Origin of the sequence: Buttiauxella sp. A111 (assembly GCF_014189855.1) — a bacterium.
GTDB lineage: Bacteria > Pseudomonadota > Gammaproteobacteria > Enterobacterales > Enterobacteriaceae > Buttiauxella > Buttiauxella selenatireducens.
Genome location: NZ_BJFN01000004.1, coordinates 57,305 through 70,111, shown reverse-complemented (window position 1 = coordinate 70,111; position 12,807 = coordinate 57,305). Strand labels below are relative to the sequence as shown.

The following is a 12,807-nucleotide window of genomic DNA, read 5'->3' as shown; positions in this document are numbered from 1 at the left end:
ATGAAACGTATCCGTTTAGGTATGGTCGGTGGCGGTGAAGGCTCGTTTATTGGCGGCGTACACCGTATTGCCGCACGGCTTGATGATCAGTTTGAGTTAGTTGCCGGGGCGTTTTCGTCTTCACCTGAAGTCGCAAAGCGCAGCGGCGCAGGGTTGTTTGTCGAAAGTGATCGCTGTTACGCAAGCTGGCAGGAGATGGTGCTGCGCGAATCCGCACGCCCGGATGGCATCGAAGCGGTCTCGATTGTGACGCCTAATCACCTGCACGTTCCGGTGGCAAAGGCTTTTCTGGAACACGGCATTCACGTGATTTGCGATAAACCGCTCGGTGTCACGCTTGCCGAAGCAAGGGGGCTTGCGCAGGTCATCGAAACCACTGGCCGTCACTTTATTCTCACCCATAACTACAGCGCACTGCCGATGGTGCGCGAAGCCCGCGCGCGGATTGCCAACAGCGAAATCGGCGATATTCGTGCCATTGAAGTGGAGTATTTGCAGGATTGGCTGAACGACCGCCTTGAGTTGACTGACAACAAACAAGCCAGTTGGCGCGGTAATCCTGCGATGGCGGGTGCCGGGGCTATCGGGGATATTGGCACTCATGCCTGGCAACTGGCGGCGTTTGTCAGTGGTATGGAGCCCGAAGTGGTGCGTGGTGAACTATTAACCCGTATTCCAGGGCGGGTGCTGGATGATGAAGTGTACGCCGAAATGCGCTATGCCAATGGTGCAAGAGGGCGTTTATGGGCAAGCCAGGTAGCACCCGGTTTTGAAAACGATTTGCGTCTGCGGATTGTGGGTAGCAGGGCGAGCATCAGCTTCCGTCAGCAGCAGCCTGAAATTCTGGAAATCCATCCACATCACGGAAACAGTTACACTGTCACGCGAAACGGGGTGAACAACCACGATTCAGTGCGCCACCAGTGCCGAACACCTGCCGGGCATCCTGAAGGGTATCTGGAAGGATTCGCGCAAATCTACCGCGAAGCCGCCGTCAAAATTCGTGGCGGCAGTGCGCCCTTGCTGCCGGGTATTGAGCAGGGGATCTCCGGCATGAAATTCATTGAGGCAATACGCGAAAGTAGCCAACGCGGCGGAGAATGGCTGGAGTGGTGAGCCTCCCGAGCTGCGTGTCATCTCCCTCAATCTTTGCATCACACTTCTCTCTTCTCACGGTATTGACGGGGCGATAGCGATATTGCCCCAAACCGTATCAAAACAGAGCCGCGTAGTGTGTCTCTCGCAAAAGTGAAATAAAAAATAGCGATACGTGCACCACGTCGAGAATTTGTACAAAGGTTAGGGTGCTAAGTTGCCGCATGGATTGGTTATTAACTAGCCTTTTGAATGGTGTGCTGTTTTTTCACCTCCCTCCGATTTGGTCTGAACAAAAGAGGAAACAATGAAAAAGCTGACGTTAAGTCTTATTACCTTAGCGCTGGCGGGCGTTTCTAATGCCGCGCTGGCCGATACTCTGCGTATGGAATGTCCGATCTCCCCCGGCGGTAAGGAATACTGCAACTACGTCAAAGACCGTTTTGAAAAGCAGACCAGCAACAAGCTGGAGTTCATCGAGTTTCCTGCAGCATCTGACGAGAAGCTGGCTTTACTTCAGCAATTGTTTGCGGCCAAAGATGAGAAAGCAGTCGATTTGTTCCAGTCCGATACCATCTGGGTGGGGCTGCTGGATAAGCAAACGCTCGATTTGACCGATGCGGTTGCCGATATGAAAGGCGATTTCTTCCCCGGCCCATGGGCAAACGACACGGTGAACGGCAAAGTCAAAGCGGTTCCGGCTTATCTCGATACGGGTGTGCTCTATTACCGCAAAGATCTGCTGGAAAAATACAACGAACAGCCGCCAAAAACCTGGGAAGACCTGACGCGTATCGCCACCAAAATTCAGGAAGAAGAACGCAAAGCCGGGCATAAAAACTTCTGGGGCATGATCTTCCAGGGTAAGTCGTATGAGGGGCTGACCTGTAACGCGCTGGAATGGATTGATTCTTACGGCGGTGGCACGTTCATCGACGAAAAAGGGAACGTGACCATTAATAATCCGAAGGCCGCCGCCGCGCTGGATATGGTGGCGGGCTGGATTGGGAAAATCACCCCGAAAGGGGCGTTAGGCTACAAAGAAGAAGAATCGCGTTCGGTGTTCCAGAACGGCGACGCGCTGTTTATGCGCAACTGGCCTTACGCCTATTTGCTTTCACAAGGGGCTGATAGCCCGCTGAAAGGCAAAGTGGGCGTCGCACCACTTCCTGCCGGGCCGGATGGCAAATCGGCCAACGCACTTGGCGGTTGGCAGTGGTCAATCAATGCGAACACCAAAAACAAAGATGCGGCCATTGCGCTGCTGAAAATCCTCACCGACGCCGACTCGCAGAAAATGCAGCTGAAATATCTTGGCTTCGCACCGACGCGCTCGGCCTTATATGAGGACAAAGCGGTGCTGGAAACCGCGCCGCATCTGACGCTGTTTAAAGAGATTTTCGCCAATGCGGTTCCGCGTCCGGCAACGGCAACCAAAAGCCAGTACCCGCGTGTCTCTAACGCCATTTTCAACGTGACCTTTAAGGTGCTCAATGGCGGCAGTGACGGCAAGACTGCCGTGGCGGATCTGGAAAAACGTCTGGAACGCGTCAAAGGTAAGGACTGGCATTAATTGGCGCACTCAGGTTACCAACAGCGGCGTCGCCGTATCGCATGGATACTGGTGGCGCCCGCACTCTTACTTCTTGCACTGGCGGCGGGTTGGCCGCTGGTGCGCACCTTCTTTTTCAGTTTCACCAATGCAATGCTCGACAACCCGTCCGAGTACCAAATGGTGGGGCTGGCAAACTATTACGCCGCAAACGGTGGTGACAGCCGCGGCGTGCTGGTTGATCCGCTTTGGTGGCAGGCAGTCGGTAACACGTTGTGGTTTACCGTGGTGTCTGTAGGGTTAGAACTGCTATTTGGCATGCTGCTGGCACTGCTGATGAACCAGAAGTTTCGAGGCCAGGGGCTGGTGCGTACGGCGATCCTGGTGCCGTGGGCCATTCCGACTATCGTCAGCGCCAAAATGTGGGGTTGGATGTTCCATGATCAGTACGGCGTGGTGAACGACTTGTTGGCGAAAATATTCGGTTACCAGGCGCATCTGGCGTGGATTGCTGAACCGTCGCTGTCGATGTGGGCGGTGGTAATTGCTGATGTCTGGAAAACCACGCCGTTTATGGCATTAATGTTGCTGGCGGCCCTTCAACTGATCCCCACCGATCTTTACGAAGCCGCACGCGTAGATGGCGCCAGTGCCTGGCAGCGGTTTAAGCGCATCACGCTACCGCTAATCATGCCCGCCATGATTGTGGCGTTGATCTTCCGCATCATGGACGCGATGCGCATCTTCGATTTGATTTTCGTGCTGACCTCCAACAGCGAGGCGACAATGTCCGTTTCCGGTTATGCCCGTGAGCAAATCATCTCCTATCAGGATATGGGCGTCGGCTCGGCAGCCTCGGTGCTGGTGTTCATGATGGTGGCGGGGATTGCAGCCTGCTTTATCCGCGTTTCACGTTTGAACGAAAAGGAGAAGCGGTGATGAAAACCACGCGTCGGCAACGAAAATTCGGTCACCATCTGGTTATCTATGCAGGCGCAACGCTCGCCGTGCTGTTCTGCGTTTTCCCATTTTATTACGCCATTCTGACGTCGTTGCGCACCGGGCAGGAGCTGTTTTTACCGTCGTATCTGCCCAGTGGTTATCACTGGCATAACTATGTGGTGGCGCTGGTCGATAATGGCATCGCCCGCAGTCTGCTTAATTCGGTGCTGGTGGCGTCGGTGACTGTGGGCATCTGCTTGTTGGTGGCGATCACCGCCTCGTTTGCGCTGGCGCGAGTGCCGTTTCGTGGGCGTAAATTCCTTCTGTTCACCATTCTGTGCGTGTCGATGTTCCCACAGGTAGCGGTGCTAACCGGCATGTTTGAGCTGGTGCGCTTTCTTGGACTTTATGACTCGCTCGGCGCTCTGGTGCTTTCGTACACCACTTTTTCTCTGCCGTTCACCGTCTGGGTGCTGACCACTTTTATGAAGTCGATTCCGGTTGAGCTGGAGGAGGCGGCGATTGTGGATGGGGCGAAAACCTGGACCATTATTCGCCGCGTGTTCGCACCGATTCTGGCTCCTGCACTGGTCACCACCGGGCTGCTGGCGTTTATCGGCGCGTGGAACGAATTCATGTTTGCCCTGACGTTTATTATTTCCGGCGATAAACGCACCGTACCCGTGGCAATCAGTATGTTCAGCGGCGCATCAACTTTTGAGCTGCCGTGGGGCAGCATTATGGCGGCGTCGGTGGTGGTGACATTGCCGATTATCATACTGGTGCTCATCTTCCAGAAACGTATTGTCAGCGGACTTACCAGCGGAGCGATTAAGGGATAACCATGGCGCAACTCGTGCTCGATAAAATTCAAAAACGCTACGGCAGCACGTCGGAAGTGATTAAACCACTCGATCTGGAAGTGAACAGTGGGGAGTTTGTGGTGGTGGTCGGGCCGTCCGGTTGCGGGAAATCCACCTTGCTGCGGATGGTCGCAGGTCTTGAGGAGATAAGCGCAGGAGAGATGCGCATCGACGGCGTTTGTGTGAACGATGATTCACCGTCAGAGCGCGGTATCGGTATGGTGTTCCAGTCTTACGCGCTCTACCCACATATGACGGTGTACCAGAACATGGCGTTTGCGCTGGAGATGGCGAAGCTGCCAGTAAAAGATATCGACGAAAAAGTGCGCGAAAGTGCGCGAATTTTGCAGCTCGAGCCTTTGCTCGATCGGCGACCAAAAGATCTCTCCGGCGGCCAGCGCCAGCGCGTGGCCATTGGTCGTGCCATTGTGCGCGAACCAAGGCTCTTTTTATTTGATGAGCCGCTTTCCAATCTTGATGCTTCACTGCGGGTGCAAATGCGCATGGAAATTGCCGCACTTCACAAAAGAATTAACGCCACCATTTTGTACGTCACCCACGATCAGGTGGAGGCGATGACGCTTGCTGACCGCATAGTGGTGTTAAATCAGGGGCAAATTGAGCAGGTGGGTACGCCGCTTGAGCTATATGACCGCCCGGCAAATATGTTTGTCGCACAGTTTATTGGCTCGCCCAAAATGAATCTGATACCTGGCGTGTTAACGCACGGCAGCGCATTGCGCAGCGACGTCCGGCTTGAGAATCGTCAGGAAGTCACACTGCCGATAAACGGTGCAGGCGTGCCGGAGGGGCAAGCGGTGCAACTGGGGATCCGCCCTGAACATATCCAGATTACCGACCTGGCGCAGGCAGATATCGAAGGTGAAGTGCTGTTTGTCGAGCAAATGGGCAACGAGACACTACTCTACGTTAACGGCGGCTACGGTAGCGAACCATTAGTGATGCGCCATACTTCCAGGCTTGAAATTCAGGCTGACCGACGTATCGGCCTACGGCTTCCGCCGGAGAGTTGTTATTTGTTTAATAGTGATGGGCGGGCGTTTATTCGGGTTTAGGGTGATATCTGTCATTCTGCGGTTTCCCGTTCACCCGTGTGGCTGATTATCTCTGTAACCGCTGCTAACGGTGAACGTGCCAGGAGGGTTACGCCACCCTCCTGGCGACCTCGGCGCCCGGTTTTAAATTGCCGCTTCGCGGTAAACCCCAGCTTATCCCCAACGTTCAGGGTCGTTCGCGATTCGCTCCCGGCGATCGCTCACTGGCGTGGTTCCCGACCACGCCACCCTGACTTATGGGGAACACTGGGGCAATTTATACCGGGAATAAGGTCAAAACCGGTTTGGTGAACGTATTGCCGAGTGTCGAATAGCTCAGCCCCGTAGCGTGGGAACGCGCGATGCTTTCCAGAGGAAATCAAACCGTTGCACTACGTTGCAATAAACGATGTTCCTCACATTGTCAGCGGCTACGGTAGCGAACCGTGGGTGATGCGCCATACTGAAAGACTTGAAATTAAACTCAAATAGCTCGTGGTGTCGTTTTGCTCTAATCCCGGCCCTCATCCTAACCCTCTCCCCCAGGAGAGGGGACATTCTGTCCTCATGGAGGGCCTGAGTGAGGAACATTCTTTTCCCCCTTTCTCTGTGGGAGAGGGGACATTCTGTCCTCATAGAGGGCCTGAGTGAGGAACGTTCTTTTCCCCCTTTCTCTGTGGGAGAGGGGACATTCTGTCCTCATAGAGGGTCTGAGTGAGGAACATTCTTTTCCCCCCTCTCCCTGTGGGAGAGGGCTGGGGTGAGGGCCAATCCCTAAGGAGATCTCCATGGAAAAAAAATGGTGGCACAACGCGGTGGTGTATCAAATCTACCCGCGTAGTTTTATGGACAGCAACGGCGATGGTATCGGTGATATCAACGGCATCATTAGCAAGCTCGATTACCTGCAACAACTCGGCATCAATCTGATTTGGCTCTCGCCTGTTTATCGCTCGCCGATGGACGACAACGGTTACGACATCTCTGACTACGAAGATATTGCTGCCGAATTTGGCACGATGGCAGAGATGGAATCTCTCATCCAACAGGCGAAAAAACGCGATATTCACATTCTGATGGATTTAGTCGTCAATCATACTTCTGATGAACATCCCTGGTTTATCGAAGCGCTGAAATCCAAAGACAACCCGTACCGCGATTTCTATATCTGGCGCAAACCTGCGGCAGACGGCGGCCCGCCGAACGATTTCCGCTCCTATTTTGGCGGCAGCGGCTGGGCGTTTAACGAAGCCAGTGGCGAATATTATTTGCACCAGTTTTCAGTACGTCAGCCCGATCTCAACTGGGAAAATCCGCGTGTTCATGAAGAAGTCCACGCCATGATGAATCGCTGGCTGGCGAAAGGTATCGGTGGCTTCCGCATGGACGTTATCGACCTGATCGGCAAAGAGGTAGATCAGCAGATTATGGCGAACGGGAAAAATCTCCACGCCCTGATCCGCCAGATGAACCGCGCCACCTTTGGCAACGGCGACTACGTTACCGTTGGCGAAACCTGGAGTGCGACACCGGAAGACGCCTTGCTTTACAGCGGCGAGGAACGAGAAGAGCTGTCGATGGTTTTCCAGTTTGATCACATCAAACAATTCTGGGATGAACACGCCGGGAAGTGGCGCAGTAAGCCGTTTGAACTGGCGAGCTTCAAAGCGGTTATCGAAAAATGGCAGACTGCGCTGGCGCATCACGGCTGGAACTCGCTGTTCTGGAGCAACCACGATTTACCCCGCGCAGTGTCGAAATTTGGTGACGAAGGGGCGTTTCGTGAGTCCTCCGCTAAAATGCTCGCCACTGCGTTGCACTGCCTGAAAGGTACGCCGTATATCTATCAGGGTGAAGAGATCGGCATGACGAACGTGCGTTTCGAAGCCATCAGCGACTATCGCGATATCGAAAGCCTGAATCTTTATAAAGAGCGGCTGGCGGAAGGTGTCAGCCACGAGGAGATGATGCTCGGCATCCATGCCAACGGGCGCGATAACGCCCGCACGCCGATGCAGTGGGACAACGGCCCGAACGCAAGTTTTACCACCGGTACACCGTGGATTGCCGTGAACCCCAACTACCGTGAAATCAATGTCGCGACAGCACTTGAACAGCCGGATTCTATCCTGTGGCATTACCAAAAATTGATCGCGCTTCGCAAAAATTATCCTGTGTTGGTTTACGGCGATTTTCAGGCGGTTATGCCTGAACACCCGCAGGTTTTTGCCTGGCTACGTACCCTAAACGACGAGCGTCTGCTGGTGATAAACAACTTCTCCTGTGAGCACCTCACGCTCGACATACCGGAATCTATGCAGGACTGGCATGGCGAATGCTTGATTAGCAACTACGCGCCCCGTGATCGGCTGGCCGTCAGTATTGAACTGCAACCTTATGAATCTTTCGCATTATTGATGAGGAGGTAACCATGGCGAATTGGTGGAAAGAGGCGGTCGCTTACCAGATTTATCCGCGCAGCTTTCATGACAGCAACGGTGATGGAATCGGCGACCTGAACGGTATCACCGAAAAACTCGATTACCTCAACGATCTCGGCATCGATCTGATTTGGATCTGCCCGATGTACAAATCGCCCAATGACGATAACGGTTATGACATTAGCGATTATCAGCAGATCATGGCTGAGTTTGGCACCATGGAAGATTTTGACCGCCTTTTGCAACAGGTTCACGCACGCGGAATGCGGCTGATTATCGACCTTGTGGTCAACCACACATCCGATGAACATCCGTGGTTTCTGGAGTCCCGTTCATCACGTGATAACCCGAAACGCGACTGGTACACCTGGCGCGACGGTAAAAATGGCGCAGAACCCAATAACTGGGAAGGGATCTTTAAAGGATCTACCTGGGAATTTGACCCACAAACCGAACAGTATTTTCTGCATTTGTTTACCCGCCGCCAGCCCGACCTGAACTGGGAAAACCACGATGTGCGCCGTGCGGTGTACGACATGATGCGCTGGTGGCTGGACAAAGGTATTGACGGTTTCCGTATCGACGCCATCTGCCATATGAAAAAAGAACCCACGCTTGCCGATGTGCCGAATCCTGACAAACACCGTTATGCACCGTCGATGAAAAGCCATCTTAATTATGACGGTCTGCTGGACTATGTGGACGACATGAGCCAGAAGGTGTTTCAACATTATGACATCGTGACGGTTGGCGAAGTGAACGGCCTGGATTCCGAGCATGCTGAAGAGTGGGTGGGTGAGCATCGCGGGCGACTCAATATGGTGTTCCAGTTTGAGCACGTTCGTTTATGGGAACCAGAAGCCGGTTTGCGCCCTGAACCCGCAGTGCTGAAGAAAATTTTCACCGCCTGGCAGGATGCGCTGGAAGGCAAAGGCTGGAATGCGTTGTATGTAGAAAACCACGATCTTACGCGCATTACTTCACGCTGGGGCGACACCGAACACCACTGGCGAGAAAGCGCCACCTGCATTGCTGCGCTGTTTTTCCTGATGCAGGGCACGCCGTTTATCTACCAGGGGCAGGAAATCGGCATGACCAATACCCGCTTCGACGGAGTGGATGATTTTGATGATGTGTCAGCGAAAAACACCTGGCGCGAGATGGCGGCGCAGGGCAAAGATGAAGCCGAAATCATCGCGTTTCTGACCAATACCGGGCGTGATAACTCGCGCACGCCGATGCAGTGGAACTCCTGGCCAAACGCCGGTTTCAGCGACGGAAAACCGTGGTTTAAGGTCAATGCCAACTTTGAGATGATCAACGTTGCAAGCCAACAGCAAGACCCGGATTCGGTGCTGAATTTCTATCGCGCGCTAATCCAGTTGCGTAAGAAAGAACGCACGCTGATTTACGGGCGCTATGTACTGGAGCTGAAAGATCACGCGCAAATTTATGCTTATCGCCGCGTGCTTGAAGGTTCTGAGTTTGTGGTGCTTTGCAATATGTCGTCGAAATCTGCCCGTTGGCAGAGCGAAGAATTACCGCTCGAGTGGGCAGAATGTGTGCTGGGGAATTACCCTAAGGTGGATGAGCTTTATCGGTTGCACCCATGGGAGGCGCGGGTTTATCAGTTTACTTAGTTGTTTAGCGGTGATGAGCCAGAATGATTTAATTTGCGCTAGTCAGGCATGAGGCAGTTCTTCTGAGATGCAAAGAACTGCCTCATTTATGTTTACACCTATTCCAATCATTAAATAATCAAGGCCGCAGCTCGGCTTCTATTTATGCAGCAAAAACCACGATTACCTTCGCAGTAATATAAAGTCCAAAACCATAGGCCAAATGCGTCAGAGCACTCAGAAAACGCGCGCGTCCTGGGCGAGGGGGGTTAGCTGCTGCGACGCCAAAACCGAGCAAGGGTTGCATGATTAAAAACGGAGCAAACAGGCTCAACATCCCAGCCAATAAAGCTGCCACGAGAGAAGGTTGCCAAAACCAGGTCGCACCATTTAGCACAAGCGGGATGAAGGAAAATAAAACCCCGGTAACATAATGGGCTACCCAACCTGCGGCTTTTTCACCGCGCATAGGTGTTGTCGTGACAATGGTGTCGTGATGAAACATCCCCCTTGGCATCCATAAAACCCATCGACCAACAAGGGCATAATCAAGACTAGGAATAGACAGTACATGCTTCTGAACCATCGACCAGATATCCATAATGAGTGTTGCACCCAGACCCGTTACAACAATGCGAAAAAACAGTTCAGTATCCATTGCTATATCTCTCTTATCTCATGGTGTTAAGCTTTCTGTCATTGTGCAACTTAAAGTGAGGTTTAAGTCAACGATGAAAGAATTGGACATTGGGCAGGTCGCAAAACTCTCTGGAGTCGCGCCGTCGAAGCTTCGTTTTTATGAAAAGAAAGGGCTTATTAGGTCCGTGGGTCGTAACGGGCTGAGAAGGCAATATTCTGAAAATGTGCTGAATAAATTGCAGTTAATTACCTTGGGTCAAACAGCGGGTTTCACCCTTGATGAAATGGCGGGGATGTTCGGAACACCGGATAAGGTGAGTATTGACCGGGAAAAACTGCATAACCGGGCGCAAGAAATCGATAGAACCATTCGCAAACTGCGGATACTCAGTCAGGGTCTGAAACATGCCGCTAAATGTACCGCGCAAGATCATACCCAGTGCGAAGAGTTCAAAAAGGTGGTTTCTCGGGGGCAGAGAATCCTGGCTAAATAGTCTTGAAAGAAGCCTGACTCAGAGCTCCCCTATACAGTAACCAGGCCGCCTGCGGTATGATGCGGGCTGGTTTTTAACAAGGAGGGGTTATGTTGACGACAACATTTCCAGCTTTGCAGGCCACGACCCTCGATGCCATAAATACGTTGGGCGAGTGGCTTTCTCACAATGAGTTTGATGCACCGCCCGCAGTGTCTGATGGAGAACTGATTATTCTCGCCGGGAATGCCGTTATCCCTACCATTGATGCGGCTTGCCAGTTGGCGGCTAACAGTGAGTTGCCGCTGCTGATAACCGGTGGTATCGGGCATTCCACCACCTTTTTATACGGCGCTATCGCTAAACATCCACGCTATAACATCATTCCCACCACGGGGCGTGCAGAAGCGGCTATTATCAGCGATATCGCCACCCAGTTCTGGAAGATCCCCGCTGAAAAAGTGCTGACGGAAGAGAAGTCCAGCAACTGCGGCGAGAACGCCCGCTTTACGTTTGACCTGATGCAAACGCTGCAAATAACCCCGGCGAGCGCGATTATTATTCAAGACCCCACCATGCAACGTCGTACCGTCGCGACATTTGATCGCGTCTGGCAAAGTGAAGCGCATAAACCGCGTTGGCGCAGTTGGCCCGGCATTGTTCCGGTTCTGGTCAGTCACGATACCCAGACCACCTTTAGCCTGGATGAAAAGGGCTTATGGCCGGTAGCGCGTTATGTCTCGTTGGCACTCGGGGAAATCCCTCGCATCAGGGATGACGCACAGGGCTACGGGCCGCAAGGGCGTGATTTTATTAGTCATGTTGATATCCCCGCCGCGGTGATAAACGCCTGGGAATTTCTGGCTAAGGACGCAGCGCTTGCACAATTGATGCGCGAACGAGGTCTGTAACGGTATTCATTAATATCCATTATTCGATGGTAATGATTTACTTTATCATTCATTAATGATAATTATTATCAATAGCGAAGATTCATTTCTTTAGCTAACGTTTTGTTAGCTAAAGAATTTCACCTGCTATTGATAAGGATATTAAGGATACTTATGTCTGCTATACCGCAAACCCGCCTACGTGCGTTGCCTGCCCTGATGCTCTCCAGCCTGCTATTTTCCAGTTCACTGTTTGCTGATACCTCCTTTACGGTAGAAAGAAAACCTGTCGGCAAAGGCGCGTATGAAATGGCGTATAGTGCGGATCAATCTGCTCTGTATGTTGCTACGTCACAAAGCCGCAAACTGGATAAAGGCGGGGTGGTTTATCGTCTTGACCCGGCAACGCTCGAAGTGACTCAGGCGATTCATAACAACCTGAAACCGTTCGGTGTGGCGTTCAACAAAACCACCGGCACGCTGTTCCTCGGCAACACCACCAACAGCGCAGTGACCGCCATCAACAGCAAAACGGGTGATGTGATTAAGTCGTTGGTGGTTGATGACACCAAACGTACCGAAACCGTGCGCCCGCTGATGCCGCGCCAGTTAGTGGTTAACGAAGCCACCAATACCCTGTATATGGGCGGTTTGGGGGAGTCCAGCGTGTTGTGGGTCATTGACGGCACCACGCTTGAGTTGCGTGACACCATTAAAGATCTCGGAAAAATGGCGACGGGTCTGGCGATTGATGAGAAGTCTGCGCGCATTTACATGACCAATGCCGATAACGAATTTATCGTCATCGACAGCAAAACCAACAAGGTTATTTCCCGTACGAAGCTTGAGACTGAAGGCGAGCATTTCTATCTCAATATTGCGTTGGATCGTGCAAACAACCGCGCGTTTATCAGTGATTCGAAATCTCCGCAATTGTTGGTTGTTGATACCAAAACCAGCAAAGTGCTGAATAAAGTTGAGGTGCCGCTGGGGCTGGATGTGCTGTTTAACCCGGTGCGCAACGAAATATACGTTACCCATCGTAAAGCCGGTAAAGTCAGCGTGATTGACGCGAAAAGCTACAAAGTATTGGAAACGATCGACACGCCAGCGTGGCCAAATAGCCTGGCACTTTCGCCAGACGGGCAGCAGCTGTTTGTTAGCGTGAAGCAAGAGGGTAGCCGCGAAAAAGAACCGGCCAGCCCGGATGATGTGGTCCGTATCAGCTTCAAATAAAG

Annotated in this window: 11 protein-coding genes; 10 read left to right on the top strand and 1 reads right to left on the bottom strand. The window is 52.5% G+C overall.

The window, feature by feature from the left end; all coding sequences use genetic code 11:
• The 7 genes from BSPA111_RS12525 to BSPA111_RS12495 all read left to right on the top strand — a co-directional run bounded on the left by BSPA111_RS12525 (position 1) and on the right by BSPA111_RS12495 (position 9,588).
• Positions 1 to 1,116 (top strand): Gfo/Idh/MocA family protein, encoded by a 1,116-nt coding sequence (locus tag BSPA111_RS12525; RefSeq protein ID WP_183271494.1) that lies wholly within the window; start codon positions 1 to 3, stop codon positions 1,114 to 1,116.
• Between the two features lie 286 nt (positions 1,117 to 1,402).
• Positions 1,403 to 2,668 carry an ABC transporter substrate-binding protein gene (locus tag BSPA111_RS12520; protein ID WP_183271493.1) on the top strand — a complete coding sequence of 422 codons (1,266 nt, stop codon included), beginning with the start codon at positions 1,403 to 1,405 and terminating at the stop codon, positions 2,666 to 2,668.
• Entirely contained in the window at positions 2,669 to 3,586 is a 918-nt protein-coding gene (locus BSPA111_RS12515) for a carbohydrate ABC transporter permease (RefSeq protein WP_255459272.1), read from the top strand.
• Entirely contained in the window at positions 3,586 to 4,431 is an 846-nt protein-coding gene (locus BSPA111_RS12510) for a carbohydrate ABC transporter permease (protein WP_183271492.1), read from the top strand. Before BSPA111_RS12515 ends, BSPA111_RS12510 begins: the two co-directional genes overlap by 1 nt.
• Before the next feature lie 2 nt (positions 4,432 to 4,433).
• Entirely contained in the window at positions 4,434 to 5,528 is a 1,095-nt protein-coding gene (locus tag BSPA111_RS12505) for an ABC transporter ATP-binding protein (RefSeq protein ID WP_183271491.1), read from the top strand.
• A gap of 767 nt (positions 5,529 to 6,295) precedes the next feature.
• Positions 6,296 to 7,936, top strand: a complete 1,641-nt coding sequence (locus tag BSPA111_RS12500) for an alpha-glucosidase (RefSeq protein WP_183271490.1) — start codon at positions 6,296 to 6,298, stop codon at positions 7,934 to 7,936.
• Positions 7,937 to 7,938: 2 nt separating this feature from the next.
• Positions 7,939 to 9,588 carry an alpha-glucosidase gene (locus BSPA111_RS12495; RefSeq protein ID WP_183271489.1) on the top strand — a complete coding sequence of 550 codons (1,650 nt, stop codon included), beginning with the start codon at positions 7,939 to 7,941 and terminating at the stop codon, positions 9,586 to 9,588.
• 142 nt (positions 9,589 to 9,730) lie between these two features.
• On the opposite strand, the gene BSPA111_RS12490 is transcribed toward BSPA111_RS12495, so the two are convergent.
• On the bottom strand, positions 9,731 to 10,225 hold the full coding sequence (locus BSPA111_RS12490; RefSeq protein WP_183271488.1) for a DUF2938 family protein: 495 nt from the start codon (positions 10,223 to 10,225) through the stop codon (positions 9,731 to 9,733).
• A gap of 73 nt (positions 10,226 to 10,298) precedes the next feature.
• Here BSPA111_RS12490 and BSPA111_RS12485 point away from each other — a divergent pair, with 73 nt between their 5' ends.
• The 3 genes from BSPA111_RS12485 (at position 10,299) to BSPA111_RS12475 (ending at position 12,805) form a co-directional block, all read left to right on the top strand.
• Complete coding sequence (locus tag BSPA111_RS12485) at positions 10,299 to 10,700, top strand: helix-turn-helix domain-containing protein (protein ID WP_183271487.1); 402 nt, start codon at positions 10,299 to 10,301, stop codon at positions 10,698 to 10,700.
• An 89-nt stretch (positions 10,701 to 10,789) separates the two neighbouring features.
• On the top strand, positions 10,790 to 11,590 hold the full coding sequence (locus BSPA111_RS12480) for a YdcF family protein (RefSeq protein ID WP_183271486.1): 801 nt from the start codon (positions 10,790 to 10,792) through the stop codon (positions 11,588 to 11,590).
• Between the two features lie 153 nt (positions 11,591 to 11,743).
• Positions 11,744 to 12,805, top strand: coding sequence for a YncE family protein (locus BSPA111_RS12475; RefSeq protein ID WP_183271485.1), 1,062 nt, complete (start codon positions 11,744 to 11,746; stop codon positions 12,803 to 12,805).
• Positions 12,806 to 12,807: the final 2 nt, after the last annotated feature.